Source organism: Burkholderia sp. JPY481, assembly GCF_038900515.1.
GTDB classification, from domain to species: Bacteria; Pseudomonadota; Gammaproteobacteria; order Burkholderiales; family Burkholderiaceae; genus Paraburkholderia; species Paraburkholderia youngii.
In genome coordinates this window covers 109462-127457 of the sequence record NZ_JAYMRT010000003.1, presented here as the reverse complement: position 1 = coordinate 127457, position 17996 = coordinate 109462, and the positions used below count along the sequence as shown (strand labels likewise).

13 protein-coding genes are annotated in these 17996 nt (G+C 65.2%); 6 read left to right on the top strand and 7 right to left on the bottom strand.

Annotation, left to right across the window (positions count from 1 at the left end):
* Positions 1-15 precede the first annotated feature (15 nt).
* Together VSR82_RS09910 and VSR82_RS09905 are read left to right on the top strand one after the other, a co-directional pair.
* Positions 16-1665 carry an FAD-binding protein gene (locus VSR82_RS09910; RefSeq protein WP_429457343.1) on the top strand — a complete coding sequence of 550 codons (1650 nt, stop codon included), beginning with the start codon at positions 16-18 and terminating at the stop codon, positions 1663-1665.
* Positions 1666-1685: 20 nt separating this feature from the next.
* Positions 1686-2930 carry a complex I 51 kDa subunit family protein gene (locus tag VSR82_RS09905; RefSeq protein ID WP_429457345.1) on the top strand — a complete coding sequence of 415 codons (1245 nt, stop codon included), beginning with the start codon at positions 1686-1688 and terminating at the stop codon, positions 2928-2930.
* 23 nt (positions 2931-2953) lie between these two features.
* On the opposite strand, the gene VSR82_RS09900 is transcribed toward VSR82_RS09905, so the two are convergent.
* The 7 genes from VSR82_RS09900 to VSR82_RS09870 form a co-directional block, all read right to left on the bottom strand.
* Entirely contained in the window at positions 2954-4762 is a 1809-nt protein-coding gene (locus VSR82_RS09900; RefSeq protein WP_429457347.1) for an SLC13 family permease, read from the bottom strand.
* Between the two features lie 86 nt (positions 4763-4848).
* A complete protein-coding gene (ggt, locus tag VSR82_RS09895; RefSeq protein WP_429457349.1) occupies positions 4849-6510 on the bottom strand; it encodes a gamma-glutamyltransferase in 1662 nt (553 codons plus the stop codon).
* A 112-nt stretch (positions 6511-6622) separates the two neighbouring features.
* Positions 6623-6841 carry an EmrB/QacA subfamily drug resistance transporter gene (locus tag VSR82_RS09890; protein WP_176124777.1) on the bottom strand — a complete coding sequence of 73 codons (219 nt, stop codon included), beginning with the start codon at positions 6839-6841 and terminating at the stop codon, positions 6623-6625.
* A gap of 10 nt (positions 6842-6851) precedes the next feature.
* On the bottom strand, positions 6852-8486 hold the full coding sequence (locus VSR82_RS09885; RefSeq protein ID WP_429457351.1) for an L-lactate permease: 1635 nt from the start codon (positions 8484-8486) through the stop codon (positions 6852-6854).
* Positions 8487-8733: 247 nt separating this feature from the next.
* Positions 8734-9084: a hypothetical protein gene (locus tag VSR82_RS09880; protein ID WP_429457353.1), complete on the bottom strand. Its 351-nt coding sequence runs from the start codon at positions 9082-9084 to the stop codon at positions 8734-8736.
* Between the two features lie 99 nt (positions 9085-9183).
* Positions 9184-9822, bottom strand: coding sequence for a LysE family translocator (locus VSR82_RS09875; protein ID WP_368585804.1), 639 nt, complete (start codon positions 9820-9822; stop codon positions 9184-9186).
* Positions 9823-10009: 187 nt separating this feature from the next.
* Positions 10010-10885, bottom strand: coding sequence for a LysR family transcriptional regulator (locus VSR82_RS09870; RefSeq protein WP_429457355.1), 876 nt, complete (start codon positions 10883-10885; stop codon positions 10010-10012).
* A 159-nt stretch (positions 10886-11044) separates the two neighbouring features.
* Between VSR82_RS09870 and VSR82_RS09865 the strand changes: the two genes are divergently transcribed.
* The 4 genes from VSR82_RS09865 (at position 11045) to VSR82_RS09850 (ending at position 17984) form a co-directional block, all read left to right on the top strand.
* The gene (locus VSR82_RS09865; protein ID WP_008918388.1) at positions 11045-11479 is read left to right on the top strand and encodes a VOC family protein; all 435 of its coding nucleotides are present in this window, start codon (positions 11045-11047) and stop codon (positions 11477-11479) included.
* 411 nt (positions 11480-11890) lie between these two features.
* Positions 11891-15169, top strand: a complete 3279-nt coding sequence (locus tag VSR82_RS09860; RefSeq protein ID WP_429457357.1) for an efflux RND transporter permease subunit — start codon at positions 11891-11893, stop codon at positions 15167-15169.
* A gap of 23 nt (positions 15170-15192) precedes the next feature.
* A complete protein-coding gene (locus tag VSR82_RS09855) occupies positions 15193-16419 on the top strand; it encodes an efflux RND transporter periplasmic adaptor subunit (protein WP_368585801.1) in 1227 nt (408 codons plus the stop codon).
* Entirely contained in the window at positions 16419-17984 is a 1566-nt protein-coding gene (locus tag VSR82_RS09850) for an efflux transporter outer membrane subunit (protein WP_429457360.1), read from the top strand. The genes VSR82_RS09855 and VSR82_RS09850 overlap by 1 nt, the downstream gene beginning before the upstream one ends.
* Positions 17985-17996: the final 12 nt, after the last annotated feature.

The window sequence follows — 17996 nt, the reverse complement described above, 5'->3', positions numbered from 1 at the left end:
CCGGAGCGAATCGTCATGTCCGCCGGCATACCCTACGAAACCGCGCGCCAGCGCTACCGCCCCGGGATGGCGGCCGCGCTCCGCGGCGACGACGTCCCGGTCGCTGAACTGCTGAAGGCTTATCACCCCGATCATGGGCCGCATGCGCGGGTCACGCTGAGTGTCGGGGTCAATCGCGGCGAGCCGTGTCAGCCCGATCTCGCGCGCCATCTGCAGGCTAACGCGCTGATCGATGATGTCGATATCGCCGGCGCACAGCTGATCACGACCGATGTGCTGGTAATCGGCGGCGGTGGCGGCGGCTGCGCCGCGGCGCTCACGGCGGCGAAGCAGGGCGCGCGCGTGATCCTCGCCACCAAGCTGCGTCTTGGCGACAGCAATACGGTGATGGCCGAGGGTGGAATCCAGGCGGCCATCGGCGAGGACGACAGTCCCCAACTGCACTTCGAGGACACGCTTCGCGCCGGACACTTCTGCGGCGAGCCCGAACTCGTGGCCCAGATGGTGATGGACGGCCCCGATGTGATTCGCTGGCTGATCCAGCTCGGCATGATGTTCGATCTGGAAGAGGAGCAGCCGCTTGGCGGCAATCTGATGCGCAAGAAACCCGGAGGCGCATCGGCGGCGCGCATTCTGTCGTATCGGGACTATACCGGCCTCGAAATGATGCGCGTGCTGCGCGAGGCAGTGGACCTCGATCCGGGCATCGAGTTGTGGAACCGCTGCCCTCTGGTCGAGCTGCTGTCCGACGAGCACGGCGGTTGCGCCGGCGCGGTGATCTACAACCTCGAATGGCGTACCTTCGTGCTGGTGCGTGCGCGCGCCGTGATCCTCGCCACTGGCGGCGCGGGGCGACTGCATCTGAATTCGTTTCCGACCTCGAACCACTACGGCGCCACCGCCGACGGCCTCGTGCTCGCCTATCGGATCGGCGCGCGCCTGCGCGAACTCGACTCGTTCCAGTACCATCCGACCGGCATCGCCTACCCGCACCATCTGGCGGGCGGCCTGATTTCCGAGGCGGCGCGCTCCGCCGGCGCGAGACTGCTGAACGGCGAAGGCGAACGTTTCGTCGACGAACTCAGGCCGCGTGACGTGGTCGCGTCGGCGATCCTGCGTGAGTGCGCACTAGGGCGCGGGATCGAGCGCGACGGCCAGGTCGGGGTGTTCCTCGATACGCCGACACTCGAACTCGAGCATCCGGGCATTCTGGCCAAACGCCTCGTCACGCTTCGCCATCTCGCTGACAAGTGCGGCATCGATGCCGCGCAGGAGCCCTTCCTCGTTTATCCCACGCTCCACTACCAGAACGGCGGCGTCGCGATCGACAAAGATGGCGCCACCAACGTCCCCGGCCTCTTCTGCGTCGGCGAGGTGACGGGCGGCATCCACGGCCGCAACCGCTTGATGGGCAACGCGCTGCTCGACATTCTGAGCATGGGCCGGCGTGCTGGCGCGAAGGCCGCGCAATCGAGGGAATGGGTGATGACGAACCGCGCCGGAATCGGTCACGTGCACGCGTGGCAGAGAGAGCTGACGCTGGCGGGACTGCCGCTTCACGTGAAAGCGCCGCAACTCTTTCCCGCCTATGCGCATTTCGATCTGCGAGTCGATGCGGGATTGCGCACGAGCGCGCGGAGCCGCGTGATCGGTGGCATCCGGTGACGCGAACCACGGAGCACGCGATGCAAACGCTGAATCAGTGCTTGATGAGGGACGATTTCCGCGTCGGCGCCGACCTCGATGCATGGTTCGCGCGCGGCGGCGGCGAGGGACTCGCCAAAGCGCTCGACGACCCGGAGACGATCATCGCCGCGCTCGCCGAGGCCGATTTGCGTGGCATGGGCGGCGCTGGCTTCCCCGCGCATCGAAAGTGGGCGCCGGTTGCGAGCGCCCCCGGCGGCGACAAGTACGTCGTTTGCAATGGCAACGAAGACGAGCCGGGCACCTTCAAGGATCGCTTTCTGCTCGAACACACACCGCATCAGGTGATCGAGGGCGCGCTGATTGCCGCAGTGGCGACGCGGGCCAACCATGTCGTCCTGTACGTGAATCCGCATCAGACGGGGTCGCTCGCAGCGACTCGCGAGGCGGTCAGGCAGTGGTCGGGGCACGCGCAATTCGCCGCTATCGAGCGTTGGATCGGTGCGCCGTTGTCGCTCGGCGTCGTGCCCAGCTCGGGCTTGTATATCGGCGGTGAGGAGACGGCGGTGATCGCGAGCGTCGAAGGCGGCTTTCCGTTTCCGCGGCGCAAACCGCCTTTCCCCGCCGAGCAGGGCGTGCACGGCGCGCCGACCATCGTCAACAACGTCGAGACGCTGGCCCACGTGCCCGGGATTCTGCGCCACGGCGCGCAGTGGTATCGCGAGCTCGGAGTGGGCAATGCTGCCGGAACCAAGCTCTATTCTCTTTCCGGCGACGTGCTGCGTCCCGGCCTGTACGAACTGCCGATGGGCACGAGCCTCGAGACGCTGGTGTTCCAGCACGGCGGCGGCATGCTGCAGGGCAAGGAGTTCAAGGCGGTCTTCACGGGCGGCCCATCGAACACGCTATTGACCAAGCGCGATCTCGACGTGGCGCTGGACTTCGACTCGGTGCGTCAACGCCGTTCGCGTCTCGGGACGGGCGCGATGATCGTGGTGTCGGAAGGCACGAGCATCGTGCGCAAGGTCGCGGACTACGTGAACTTCTTCGCTCAGGGTTCGTGCGGGCAGTGCCCGCCTTGCAAGGGCGGAACGTTTCAGATGATGCGGCTTCTGAACCGGCTCGACACGGGCCGCGGCGTGCGAGCCGATCTGGATGCACTGGAGAACCTGTGCCGCGTTCTTCCCGGCAGCGGGCGTTGCGGTTTGATCGACGGCGCGGTGACGGTGGTGGAGAGTTCCATCGATCAGTTCCGCGCGGAATACGAAGCGCTGTTGATGGCGTAGGGGCAGGGCGGCCGATATCGCGGCTAGAACGGCCAATACAACGGCGCAATGAACACGACCACCGCCATCGACCACAACACGATCAGCAGGCCGATCTTCCAGTAGTCGCCGAACTCATACGCGCCCGGGCCGTACGTGACGAGGTTGACCGGCGTGCTCATCGGCGTCAAGTGCGCCGCGCCCGCACCGAGCGCGACAGCGACGAGGAACGGCGTCGCCGACACGCCGAGTTCCTGCGCGGTGGCGACCGCGATCGGCACCGTCACGAGCGCCGCCGAGTTGTTCGAGATCACCTGGGTCAGCACCGCGGCCACGCAGAAGAGTCCCGCCAGCACCGCGCGCGGGCCGCCCGAGCCGACCGCCTGGATCACGTAATCACCGATCTGATACGCGAGCCCGGTGTTCGACATCGCGGTGGCGAGAGGAATCAGCGCACCGACCAGCACGCAGGTATTCCAGTCGATCGTGTACAGCTGGTTCAGTGTGATCACGCGCGTCAATACCATCGCGGTCACGCACATCAGCGTCGCCACCGCGGGCGGTACCGCGTTCGTCGCGAGCAGGATGACCAGCACCGCGAGGATCGCGAGCGCCTCGCGCGCGCCGCGACTCAGCGCGATGGTCTGGCGCCGTACCATCTGCGGAGAATCGACCATCAGTATCTGCGGGTCGGAGAAGTGTTTGTCGAGCGCTTCCCATGTGCCCCTGAACAGCAGATGGTCGCCCGCGAGCAGCGTGGTCGACGGCTCGGGGACGTTGTTGCCGCCGCGCTGTATCGCGAGCACGATCAGATCGCCTTCGTGCGTCGCCATGCCCGGAAACACGGTTTGTCCGATCAGCCCCGAGCGCGGTGGTATCACGACTTCGGCGAGACCCGACGAGCGATTGAACAGCGCATTCGTGACCGCCTGCGCTTCGGCGAGCGGCTCGCGAATCGCGAGATGCAAGTCGTTCGCGAGCCGGGCGATGCCTTGCGCGTCGCCGCGCACCAGCAGGTGATGGCCCTCGCTCGCTTCTTTCTGCGCGAGTTCGGCGCCTTCATCGTCGGTCAGGCCGAGCACGCTGACAGCGGGGTATCGCGACAGATCGATGCTGTCGAGCGTCTTACCGATCAACGGCGAGCCCGCGCGCACGCGCAGCCGGAACACGCCGTCCGCGAGCCGGTATTGCTCGACCAGCGTGTGCGCGTGCTGGCTGAAATCGGCCGGCAGCGAATTCGAGCTGCGCCTGGGCAACAACAGCGGGCCGAGTATCAGAATGATCGCAAGGGTGCCGGCGAACAACGGCAGACCCACGATCGACCATTCGAAGAAGCGGATCGGCGCGCCACCGAGCGCATCGGCCGCGCTCGATGCGATCACGTTGACCGGACTGCCGAGCAACGTGAGCTTCGCGCCGGTCAGGCACGCGATCGACACGGGCATCATCAGTTGCGACGGCGCGAGCTGGGTCCGCACGCAGATGATGACCGCGATCGGCAGCATCGCGACGACGGCGCCGTTCATGCCGATCAGCGCAGTGGATACCGCGGACAGGATCAGCAGCGACGCGATCAGTCGCTTGCGGCTGCTGCCCGAGTGGCGAATCAGCCACTGTCCCGCCCATGTGCCGACACCGGTCGTTTCGAGGCCGATGCCGATGCCGAGCAGCGCCGCGATGAACACGATCAGCGGATCGCCGAAGCCGCTCAACGCCTCGCGCATCGTCAGAACGCCGGTCAGATATAGCGCGATCAGCGACATCACCGCAACGACGGCGGCCGGCACCTTGTTCCAGATGAACAGCGCCATCGTCACGGCGAGGACCAGCGAGGTCACGATCATCGGGTTCATCTATTTTTCCCGTCGTATGGAGCCGCGGTGCGCGAGCGCGGCAGCCCCAACTGCCGGCCGTTTGCGGGAGCCGATATCAGTCCTCCTCAGTACCCGAGCGCGGCGCCGTCGCCGCGCGGATCGGCGCCTCCTTCGTAAAAGCCTTGGTGCCGATCCACAGCGATCGCGTGCGCGTGCCCCATGTTGTCGTTCCAGTCGGTGACCATCTGCACCGGCTGGCCGCGGCGCTTCAATTCGCGCACGACCTCGTCGGAGATGCGTCCCTCGAGCGACATGTTGCGCGACTTGGTACCCCACGTGCGGCCCATCAGCCAGCGCGGCGCCTCGATCGCCTGCTGCACGTCGTAGCCGAAGTCGACGATGCGGGTGACCAGCGCGGCCTGGGTTTGCGGCTGACCTTCGCCGCCCATCGAGCCGAACGCGAGGCAAGGCTTGCCGTCGCGGGTCATCAGTGCCGGGATCAGCGTGTGGAAAGTGCGCTTGCCAGGTTGCAGGCAGTTCGGGTGATGCTCGTCGAGCGAAAAGAACGCGCCGCGGTTCTGCATGATGATGCCGGTGTCCCCGCCGAGCACGCCGCTGCCGAAGTCGTGATAGATGGACTGGATCAGCGACACCACCATGCCGTCCTTGTCGGCCGCGCAGAAGTAGCAGGTGTCGCCGTCCGGCGCGCGGCGGTCGTGCGGATACTGATAGGCGATGCCGGGCGGGACCGTCGAGATGTCGAGCGCGCGTTCGGGGTCGAGCAGCTTGCGGCGTTCGTCGCAGTAGGCCTTCGTGATCAGCTGGTCGACCGGAATCGTGACGAAGCGCGGGTCCGTCAACCACTCTTCGCGATCGGCGAACGCGATCTTCACCGCTTCGGCGAGGTGGTGGTAGTAGTCCGCGGTGCCTTCGCCCCACGCGGTCACGTCGTAGCCTTCGATCAGGTTCAGGATCTGCAAGGGCGTAAAGCCCTGGGTGTTCGGCGGTAGCTCGTAGACCGTATGACCGCGATACGTCGTGCTGATCGGCGTGACCCATTCCGCGCGGTACGCGGCGAAGTCGACCGGTTGCAGCGGCGAGCCGGCGGCACCGACGCCGGCACAGATCCGCGCCGCGAGATCGCCTTCGTAGAAGCCGGCGCGCGGGCCCTGATCGGCGAGTTGCTGCAACGACTGCGACAGCGCGGTTTGCACGAGCTTCTCGCCGTCGGCGGGCACGCGGCCGCCCGGCATGAAGATCGCAGCCGTTTCCGGGTAGCGCGTGAGGATCGGCACGTCCTGCACGGTCCAGTCCGCGAGCGAGCGGGAGACCGGCACGCCGTCGCGCGCATAGCCGATTGCCGCCGCAAACAGGTCCGCCCAGTTCAGGCGCCCGAAGCGCTCGTGAGCGAGACGCCAGCCGTCGATCGCGCCCGGCACGGTCAGCACCGCCTGCGGGCCGCGCGCCGCGATTTCGTTGTCGATGGCGATGCCGCGATAGTGGGCGAGCGTCGCGCCTTGCGCCGCCGGTCCGCTCGCATTGATCGCGTGAATCTGTTCGCTGTTGCCGTCGGCGATCAGCCAGAAGCCGTCGCCGCCGAGTCCGGCCATGTGCGGATAGGCGACGCACAGCACCGCGTTCGCAGCGATCGCGGCATCGACCGCGGTTCCACCGCGTTGCAGCATCTCGACACCGGCCTGACTTGCCAGATAGTGCGGCGTGGCGACCATGCCATGCGGTGCGCGCGTGGGTGGGCGACCGGTACGAGGCCCATTAGGATGACTCATGGTGAAAAGCTCCCCTGAGGATGACCCGCCACAATGGCCCCGGCGCCCGATGCTTGCCGGGAGTGTGCGACGGCGAAGCAACTGCGGCGAAGGAACGGGCGCGCCGCTTCGATCAGGAAGCCCGATCGTCGAATTCGACGCCCGCGTCCCTGATCTTGTCGTTCGAGTGATCCATGAACCGCGTGATGATCGGCAACGCTCCGCCGGCGATCACGCAGAGCAGCCCCAGCCCCAACAGCAGCATGTTGCCGGTGACCGAGCCCCTGCTGGTGAGCGGAAAACCCGCGAACATCAGAAGCAGCGCCAGGGTTTCCGCAACGAGCTTGTCCATACGAGTCACCTCACGCGAATATCACGAGGAGGATCGTGCCGATGCCGGTCAGGATGGCGACGATGACCGTCCACGGAAGGGCCAGCTTCATCACCGCGCCCTCCTGTCCCTTGATGCCGCTGATGCTGGTGCCCAGCACGATATTGGCCGGGCCGATCGCGTTGCCATACGCGCTGCCGGCCGCCTGCGCGGCGATGATCGCTTCGGTCGGCAGCGAATGCAGTTGCGCGACATCGCTCTGCAGGCCGCCGAACAGTACGTTCGACGCGGTGCTGCTCGACGTCATGAACGCGCCCAACGCGCCGATCACGCTCGCGATGCCCGCATAGACGAGCGGCGGCGACACATCGGCGATACCGTGCGCGAGCACCTGGGTCTGGCCGCTATGGTCGAGCACCCGGCTCGTAACGAGGAAAGCGATGACCGGCAGCGATGCGGGCACGCCGTCGACGATCAGCGAGCGCCCCAGATTCTCGCCGCCATGCCGCGATTGCCACGCGCCGTAGAAGCCGTTCACGCGGTACACGATCCACACGACGATCGCGGAGATCAGCAGCATCGTCCCCGGGTGGGTGAACGGCGAGAACGGCGCGTAACGCTCGACGGCCGCGTTTCGCACGCCAAAGCCCGTGGTCACTTCGGGGAACGGCAGGCCGATGCGGAATTGCCGCATCGCATCGTTCAATGGGCCAATCAGCAGAATGCCCAAGGTAACGACCGTGAGCACGACATACGGCAGGAATGCCATGCCGAGACTCATCACCGGCTCTTCGGTTTCGGTCTGCATGCCGACGGCGGCCGGGTCCATCGCCGGACGATCCGGGACCTCGGCCGCGGGAACCGGCTCCCTGAACCGACGCCAGCGCGAAAGCGGATACAGGGCGACCAACGCGACGGTTGCGGCGAGGAACGTCGACAGTTCAGGGCTCAGGAACGCGAAGATCAACTGGCCGAAGCCGAGGATCGTGCCGAGGATCAGGACCAGTGGCCATCCGTGACGCACCGCGGCCCAGCGCCCGTATAGCCACACGATCAGCAGGCCACCGAAGTACGTCGGAATAAGCAGCAGCACACACGATTCGAAAGCGGCGCGTCCCACGTCCTGAATGTCGGCCACCTGCAACGTCGCGAGCCAGCCGACACCGAGGGTGCCGAAGAAGCGCGCCCATGCGTGCGCGATGATCGAGATGGCGGCGGCATGGACCGGTCTTACACCGATCGCGAGCAAAAGCGGTGCGACGACTGCAATTGGCGCGCCGAAACCCGCAATGCCTTGAAGAAAAGACGAAAATACCCAGCCGAGGCCTAGAATGACGAATAAATCATTGCGGCTGAAACGGGAAATGCCGTGTCGAAGTGCGTCGTAGCCGCCGGCCTGTTTGGTGATCTGATAGAGCAGAAGCGCCGGCCACATTACATAGAGAATGAATATGGCATCCCATACGCCTTTGCCACTGGCGACAGCCAAAGTCGTGATCGGGGTGCGGAATGCTAATACGGCAATCAGGCCGGCAACGAACATCGCGCCAGGGCCTGCCTCGGGCGCCCGCCAACGCAGCGGAACGAGAAAGACAAGCAAGGCGATGATGGAAAGTGTTGCCAGAATCCAGTGAATTAGATCGACCGGAAGGGTGATTTCATTCATCGTTGTCCCTCTCGCAGTTGATACGCCTCGAATGCTGTGAGGGGGCACTATTCTGTATGGCCCGAACTAATAATAGTTCGTTTTCTTAATGCCGCAAGTTGACTGCGAAAGCGCGGACTTATTGCACTGCGGAATTTATTGTTGGTTTATTGCGGCGGAATTTCGTCGGCGAAGGCGATGCGCCGGATTTGAATAAACGATAATTAACGTTTTTAAATCGTCGTGGCGGATGCGATCCTGTCGGGGTTCAATCGTCGACGAAATAATGACCGATGAAGAAACAGCCGCCCGCCAGCGCAGCGCCCAGCGCCGCGACCGTATAGGCAAGCCTGACACCGTGCCACAAGCTATCGAACCATTGATTCAACTGCGCCATCAGCACTGCCGCGTTGCCGCCGATTTGCTGTAGCTCGATCTGATAGCGCGGATCGACGATGCCGTACATCGCGACCGCGCTATCGGGCGGCGGCACGCTGACGTAGATCAGCACCGCGGCGATCAGGCTGACGACCAGGATCGCCGCACCGCAGAGATAGAGCCGCTTTTGCAGCGGCGAGCGTTGGGTGGAGGAAGGTGCGTCGTGATCGTTGCCGTTCATCGTTGCGTGGGTGGGTGCGCTAGCAGCCGTCGTGGAGGGAGCCGAGCCGCCAGTATCGCAGAGCGTGGACCGGGGGCGGCCGCGCGCGCCCGGGCCACGCTAGTTCTTTGACGTCAGCAGCTTGATCCCGGCAATCCCGAACATCACCGCGAGCGAGCCATCGAGCCAGCGCCGGATCGCCGCATAAACGCGCCGCGCGGATGCCGTCGAAAACAGCATTGCGTAGCTGCTGAACACCGTCGCGCCGATCGCCATGCAGCCCAGCACGACCGGCATCACGTGCGCGGCGCCGTGTACCGGCGACATCGCGAGCGACACGATCGACAGCCACACCAGCACCGCTTTCGGATTCGTCAGGTGCAGCAAAAGGCCACGCAGATAGAGCCGCCCGAGCGGTTCGTCGACGCGCGCCGCGCTCGCGGCCGGCTTGCCGGCGCTCCACGCCGAGCGCGCGGACTTGAAGCCGAGCCACAGCAGATACAGCCCGCCCGCGATCCGGATCGCCACGAGGCATTCCGAGTAGGTGGCGAGCACCGCCGACAGCCCGAGCGACGCGAGCAGCGCCCATGAGAACGAGCCCGACACGACGCCGAGCGCGAACACCAGCGCCGCGCGCCGGCCCGCGCTCATCGCGAGCGACATGATCGCGAGATTGCTCGGGCCAGGGCTCGCGGTGCCGACGAAATAGGCGCTGTAGGCGATCAGGACATCGGCGGTGAGCACAGGGCTAGCGATCATGGCGGGCAAATGTAAGGGCGGGGCGGGTGTTCGGCAATGCCATGCAACGCGCCACACGGCCGGTTGAATGAAGCAACGATTCTGAGCGCCGTCGCGCGCCGCTCACAGATACAGTTGCGCGTACGTGTGGCAGCACACTCGCTTCGCAGCCGAATCGAGCCCGCATCGAACGCGGCGCGCCAAACGCTCAACCGTGCGCCGCGCTCGCAATACACTCCGCCAACGCATCGGCGACCACCGGCCGGCTATGCCGCGGCCGCAGCACGAGCCCGATCTCGCGCTCCAAGGTCGCATCGCCGAGTTCGAGCGCCACGACGCTCGCCGGCCATTTGCCGAGCCCGGCCGTATTCGGAATCAGCGCGACACCCATGCCGCGCGCGACCAGTTGCACGATCGCCTGCAACTCGTCGAGCTCGACCGCATCGCGAACGCCGAGGCGCGCGCGCCGCAGAAAACGATCGACGAGCCGCCCGCCGAACGACGCGCGGTCGTAGCGGATGAACGGCTCGCTGCGCAGCAGTTCGCGCCACGAGCGGCCGCCGCGCGCGAGCTTTTTCGGCGCGAGCAGCACGAACGGTTCGGCGACCAGCGTGCGCCATTCGAGCTCCGACGGCAGCGCGAACGGCGGCTTGATGATGACGGCAAGATCGAGCTCGCCCGCGTCGACCTGACCGAGCAGCCCCAGCGACACGCCCGGCACCACGCGAATCCGCCAGCCGGGACGGTCGTCGCGAAAGCGCGCGAGCGCGTCGGCCAGCAGCGATACCTGCGCGGACGCGATCGCGCCGACCCGCAGCATGCCGCTTTCGGCGGCGCCGCCGCTGCGCTCGGAGAGCCGCGCGTAGAGCGTCATCATTTCCTCGGCGAGCGCGAGCGTTTCGCGGCCCGCCTCGTTGAGCGTCGCCGAGCGGCCGGTGCGGTCGAACAGCGGGAAGCCGAGTTCCTGCTCGAGCCGCTGCATCTGCGCGCTGACCGCCGATTGTGTGAGCCCGATGCGCGCGCCCGCGCCGGAAAACGTGCCGTACTGGCTGACGGCGATGAAGGTCTTCAACTCGCTGAGCATGATCGATCAATCGATTTTAGTGATGGTCAGGTCAAATATATATCGTTTCTCAACATTTTTATTCATGGTTAAACTTGGCTTTATCTGTGCCGATTGCCAACCGTGCAAGTCGCGCCAGTCGTCACCCATCCTCACACCCACCCAGCGAGTCTCCCTATCATGAGCGTTGCCGAAACCGCTTTGCCGCCGTTCCATCTGGCGTTTCCTGTTCATAGCCTTGCCGCCGCGCGCGAGTTTTACGGCGAATTGCTCGGCTGCCCGGAAGGGCGCAGTTCGGACGCGTGGGTCGATTTCAATTTCTACGGTCATCAGATCGTCGCGCATCTGGCGCCCGACGAAGTCGGTCACCGTCATACCAGCGCGGTCGATGGCGACGCGGTGCCGGTGCGCCACTTCGGCGCGGTACTGTCGATGGAGCAATGGCAGGCAGCCGCGGACAAACTGCAGAAGGCCGGCATCGAATTCATCATCGAGCCGCACGTGCGCTTCAAGGGCGAGGTCGGCGAGCAGGCAACGATGTTCTTCCTCGATCCGTCGGGCAATGCGCTCGAGTTCAAGGCGTTCGCCGATATGTCGTCACTGTTCGCCAAATAGGCGTCGCGGGCGTTGACGCCGGCACACGGATAGCTGCATATGAGAAGGCCGGTCGACCATTCAGGTTGACCGGCCTTTTTCGTTGAAGGGGAATGACCGCGCGAAGCAAAATCGCCCCGTGTTGCGAATTAAACTGGAAGCATGTTTCACAATATTTCGAACCAAAGCCGTGCCGCGAATCAGCAAACGTTCCATTAACAGCGCGTAAATTTATTCAACAAACGTTTGCGCCTCGCCTAATCCGCTGCAAATCCGGCGATTGCTTTGCGCCTTCAAAAATGGCGCATTTGCTTTCAACAAGCTTCCTGACAATTTCGCCATTCTCGCGCCATGCAGGCGTTGGTGCTACCGATCTAGCATAAGCGGAGATTCAATCCCTCCCTCCACCCGCATTTTCTCTGGCCCGTTTCAATGTGGATCGTCAACGTAGCGCTTAAGCGGCCATACACGTTCATCGTGATGGCGATTCTGATCGTGCTGGCGACGCCCTTCGTGCTGTTCACCACGCCCGTCGACGTGCTGCCGGAAATCAACATACCGGTCGTCAGCATCATCTGGACGTACACCGGGCTGTCGGCCGAGGACATGGCCACCCGCATCACGTCGGTCAACGAGCGCAGTCTGACCACGACGGTCAACGACATCGAACATATCGAATCGCAGTCGCTGCCCGGCATCGCGATCCTGAAGGTGTTTCTGCAGCCGAACGCGAACATCCAGACGGCCATCGCGCAGACGGTCGCGGTCGAGCAGGCGCAGTTGAAGCAGATGCCGCCGGGCGCCACCGCGCCGCTCGTCATCAGCTACTCGGCTTCGAGTATTCCGGTGATCCAGCTCGGTCTGTCGAGTCCGAAGCTCTCCGAGCAGGACCTGAACGACACCGCGCTGAACTTCCTGCGTCCGCAACTCGTGACGATTCCAGGCGCTGCCGTGCCGTACCCGTATGGCGGCAAATCGCGGCTGATCTCGGTCGACCTCGATACGCGCGCGATGCTGGCCAAGGGCCTGACGCCGGCCGATGTGGTCAACGCGTTCAACGCGCAAAACCTGATTCTGCCCACCGGCACGGCCAAGATCGGGCCGAAGGAATACACGATCGACATGAACGGTTCGCCGCCGACGCTGGAAGGCCTCAACGATATTCCGGTGCGCACCGTCAACGGCGCGACGACCTATCTGCGTGAAGTCGCGCATGTGCGCGACGGCTTCTCGCCGCAGACCAACATCGTGCGGCAGAACGGCCATCGCGGCGTGCTGATGTCGGTGCTGAAGAACGGCAACGCGTCGACGCTGTCGATCGTCGATACGTTGAAAGGCCTGTTGCCAGCCGCGCGCGCCGCGCTGCCGCCGGATCTGCAGATCACCGCGCTGTTCGACCAGTCGGTGTTCGTGAAGGCGGCGGTGCAGGGCGTGGTGCGCGAGGCGCTGGTGGCCGCCGCGCTGACCGCCGCGATGATCCTGCTGTTCCTCGGCAACTGGCGCAGCACCTGCATCATCGCGATCTCGATTCCGCTGTCCATCCTGTCGTCGCTGATCGTGCTGCACGCGCTCGGGCAGACCATCAACATCATGACGCTGGGCGGTCTCGCGCTCGCGGTCGGCATCCTGGTTGACGACGCGACCGTGACGATCGAGAACATCGAGCGGCACCTGCACATGGGCACCAATCTGCACGACGCGATTCTCGACGGCGCCGGCGAAATCGCGGTGCCGGCGCTGGTGTCGACGCTGTGTATCTGTATCGTGTTCGTGCCGATGTTCTTCCTGACCGGCGTCGCACGCTATCTGTTCGTGCCGCTCGCGGAAGCGGTGGTATTCGCGATGCTCGCGTCGTACATCCTGTCGCGTACGCTCGTGCCGACGCTCGCGATGCTGCTGATGGGCCACGCGCATAAGCCGAAGGCGGGCGCGAAACCGAATCTGTTCATGCGTCTGTATCACCGCTTCGACGCCGGCTTCGAGCGCATGCGCGCGGCCTACATCATGATCCTGAGCAGCCTGCTCGTGCGCCGCAAGGTGTTCGGCACGCTGTTCCTCGGTTTCTGCGTGCTGTCGATGGGCCTGTTTTTTGCGCTCGGCGAAGACTTTTTCCCGAGCGTCGACGCGGGCGACATCCGTCTGCACATGCGCGCGCCGACCGGCACGCGGATCGAGGAAACCGCGCGGCTCGCCGACGAGGTCGAGAAGGTGATCCGCGAAGTCGTGCCGCAGAAGGAACTGGGCACGATTCTCGACAACCTCGGTCTGCCGTATAGCGGCATCAACCTGTCGTACAGCAATGCGGGCACGATGGGCACGCTCGACGGTGAGATCCAGATCGCGTTGAACGAAGGCCACAAGCCGTCGCAGATCTACATGGACAAGCTGCGCACGATCCTGCCGCAGCGTTTCCCGGGCGTCGAGTTCTTCTTTCAGCCCGCCGATATCGTCACGCAGATCCTGAACTTCGGCCTGCCCGCCGCGGTGGACGTGCAGATCGCCGGCGCGAATCAGCAGGGCAACCTCGAGGTCGCGCGCAAATTGCTGAAGCAGGTGCGGCTGATTCCCGGCACCGTCGACACGCACATCCAGCAGAAGCTCGACGAACCGGTACTCGGTCTGCAGATGGACCGCACCCGCCTGCAACAACTGAACCTGACCGCAAACGACGTCGCGCAGAACGTGCTCGTTTCGCTGTCGGGCAGCTCGCAGACGTCGCCGGGCTTCTGGGTCAACAACAGGAACGGCGTCGAATACAGGGTTCAGGTGCAGACGCCGCAGTACCAGGTGTCGTCGATCGACGAACTGTTGCGCACCCCGGTGTCGGCCACAATGAACGGCCCGACGCAACTGCTCGGCAACCTCGTGCAGGTATCGCCGAAGAGCCAGTTCGCTGAGGTCTCGCACTACAACATCCGGCCGGTGATCGATCTGTATGTGAGCGTTGAAAAGCGCGATCTCGGCAGCGTCGCGAATCAGGTCGACAGGATCGTCAACGAGGTGCGCGGTACCTTGCCGCGCGGCAGCACGATCACCGTGCGCGGCCAGGTACAGACGATGCGCAGTTCGTTCTTTGGGCTCGGCATCGGCGTCGCGATGGCGATCGTGCTCGTGTATCTGCTGATCGTGGTGAACTTCCAGTCGTGGGTCGATCCGCTGATCATCGTCAGCGCGTTGCCGGCGGCGCTCGCGGGCATCATGTGGATGCTGTTCCTGACCGGCACCCATCTGAGCGTGCCGGCGCTGACCGGCGCGATCATGACGATGGGCGTCGCGACCGCGAACAGTATTCTGATGGTCGCCTTCGCGCGCCAGCGGCTTTCGGCCGGCGCGCCGCCGCTCACGGCCGCGCTCGAAGCCGGCGCGAGCCGGATCCGTCCGGTGCTGATGACCGCATTCGCGATGATCATCGGCATGATTCCGATGGCGCTCGGTCTCGGCGAAGGCGCCGAGCAGAATGCGCCGCTCGGCCGCGCGGTGATCGGCGGCTTGCTGTTCGCGACCGTGTCGACGCTGTTTTTCGTGCCGCTCGTGTTCGCGGGAATTCACTCGTGGCTCGCGCGCCGCCATCGCAACGGCGGCGGCGATGACGGTGGAAATGGCGGCGGCAACGGCGGCAATGGCGGTGGAACAGGCGGTGATCGCGGCCGAAGCAGCGGCCATAGCGACAGCCCCGCGCCTGAACACAGCAGTGCGGCGACGCCCGCGTGAAAGTTAAACGATGGTTGACTGAGATGACCGAAAAAACTCATGCATCGCTAGGGATCCCCACGCGGGAAACCGAACAAGGGGAGCACCTGCTGCCGCCGCGCCATCGCGAATGGCGGCACGCGAAGGTCGCGATCCTGATCGTGTTCGTACTGCTCGCGATAGGCACGCTGCGCACCGTGATCGCGAACGTGATGCAAAACCGCGAAGTCACGGCGACCGCGCAGCAGAACGCCACGCAGTACGTGAACGTCGTCACGCCGAAGCAGACCGACGGCGGCGGCAACACGCTGCTGCCGGGCACGTTGCGCGGCTATGTCGAGTCGCCGATCTATGCGCGCGCGACCGGTTATCTGCTGCACTGGTACGTCGATATCGGCGCGCGCGTGAAGCAGGGGCAATTGCTCGCCGAGCTCGATACGCCGGAAATCGACCAGGAACTCGCGCAGGCTCTGGCGCAGCGTCAGCAGATCAATTCGAGCCTCGCGCTCGCGAAGAGCTCGCTTGAGCGCTGGCAGCAGTTGCGCCAGCGCGATGCGGTATCGCAACAGGAACTCGACGAACGGCAAAGCACCTACACGCAGGACCTCGCGAATCTCGCCGCGGCCGATGCGAACGTCAAGCGTCTGCAGCAGCTCGAATCGTTCAAGCGGATCGTCGCGCCGTTTGCCGGCGTCGTCACGCAGCGCAACGTCGACGTCGGCGATCTGATCGACGCGGGCAGCGGCACGAGCCGGGCGTTGTTCGCGCTCGCGCAGTCGGACCCGTTGCGCGTCTATGTGCAGTTGCCGCAGGCCTACGCGCAGAACGTCTCGGTCGGGCAGAAGGTCGTGGTCACGCAGGCCGAGCTGCCGGGCCAGCAGTTCAACGGCACGATCACGCATATCTCCGGCGCGATCGACGTGCCCACGCGTTCGCTGCAGATCGAAGTGACGCTGCCGAATCCCGACGCGAGGCTGCGCCCCGGCGCCTACGTGCAGGTCGAGGTGCCGGCCGCCGCGCACGAACGCCTGACGGTACCGGGCAACGCGTTGCTGTTTCGCGCGGAGGGTCCGCGCCTCGCGGTCGTCGATGCGAAGGGCAACGTGAGCCTGCACAAGGTCGTGATCGCGGTGGACCTCGGACAGCAGCTCGAAATCGAAAGCGGTATCTCGCCGACCGATCGCATCATCATCAATCCGAGCGACTCGATCGCCGATGGCGATCACGTTCAGGTGCAGCCGCTGCCGAAGAACGGCAAGGAGGCGTCGTGATGTTCGCGGCTTCCCGCCGGGCGCGCCCACGTGGCACCGCGTTCACCGCGCTGAGCGCTTGCGCCGGCGCGGTATTGCTCGCCGCCTGCACGGTGGGTCCCGACTATCAGCGTCCGCGGGCCGAGGTGCCGCCCGAATGGCACACCGATTCGTTCTGGCGCGTCGCCGCGCCGTCGCATGCGCCGATTGCGCCGGACTGGTGGACGGGCTTCGCCGACCCGACGCTCGCGACGCTCGAAACCCAGGCGCTCGCGCAGAACCAGACGCTCGCCGCGGCGAGCGCGCACTACGAGCAGGCCAAGGCGACACTCGCGAACACCAGCGCGCAGCGCGTGCCGGAAGTCGATTTCTCGGCCCAGGCCTCGCGCTTTCGCATTTCGCACGACCGGCCGCTGACCAACTACGCGACACCGACTCAATCGACGGTACAGAACAACATCCAGCTCGGACCGACGCTCAGCTACGACACCGACCTGTTCGGCCGCATCCGTCGTGAGGTGGAGGGCGCGCAGGCGTCGGCCGAACAATCGGCGGACGATCTCGCGAACGCACGCCTCGTGCTGACGACCGATCTCGCCACCGACTACTTCTCGCTGCGTGAGCTCGACAACGAGATCGACGTGCTGAACCAGTCGGTGAAGCTGCAGCAGAAGGCGCTCGATTACGTGAACACCGAGCACGACCTCGGTTCGGTCTCGGGCCTCGACGTGCTGCAGCAGAAATCGCAGCTCGATGCGACGCGCGTGCAGGCGCAACTGCTGCTGAATCAGCGCGCGCAATTCGAGCATGCGATCGCCGCGCTCGTCGGCGTGCCGGCGCCGCAGTTTTCGATCGAGCCGAAGGTGCTCGACATCAAGCCGCCGACGGTGCCGCTCGGTGTGCCGAGCGACGTGCTGCAGCGGCGGCCCGACGTCGCGTCGGCGGAACGCGCGATGGCGGCCGCCAACGCGCAGATCGGCGTGGCCAAGGCCGCGTTCTTCCCGAGTCTGACGCTAACGCCGGGCATCGGCTGGGAGAGCACCGAGTTCGCCAATCTGCTGAGCGCGCCGACGCTGATGTGGACGCTCGGCGCGGCGGTCGGCCAGGTGATCTTCGACGGCGGGCGGCGCGCGGCCAACGTCAAGTTCGCGAGCGAGGGCTACAAGGCGACCGAGGCGAATTATCGGCAGACGGTACTGAGCGCGTTCCAGCAGGTGCAGGACGGCATCACCGGACTGTCGGTGCTCGATGGCGCGGCGAAGCAGTCGCGTGAGGCGGTCGAGGATGCGCAGCGGCTGCTGTCGCTCGCGAACGATCGCTATTCGGGCGGGCTCGTCGCGTATCTGAACGTGATCGACGCGCAGGAGTCGCTGCTGACGAGCGAGCGCACGGATGTGCAGATTCACGGGCAGCAGTTGACGCTGTCGGTGGCGCTGGTGAAGGCGCTGGGCGGCGGTTGGGATGGCGGCGCGCAAGGCAGTGCGATGGCCGCGAACGAGGCACATGCAACCGACGCTGCGGCGATGCCGCAGCAAGCGCCTGCCGGCGACGCGCAGCAGAAAGACATGCCGGCTCCGGCACGCTGAATCGCCGCGGCC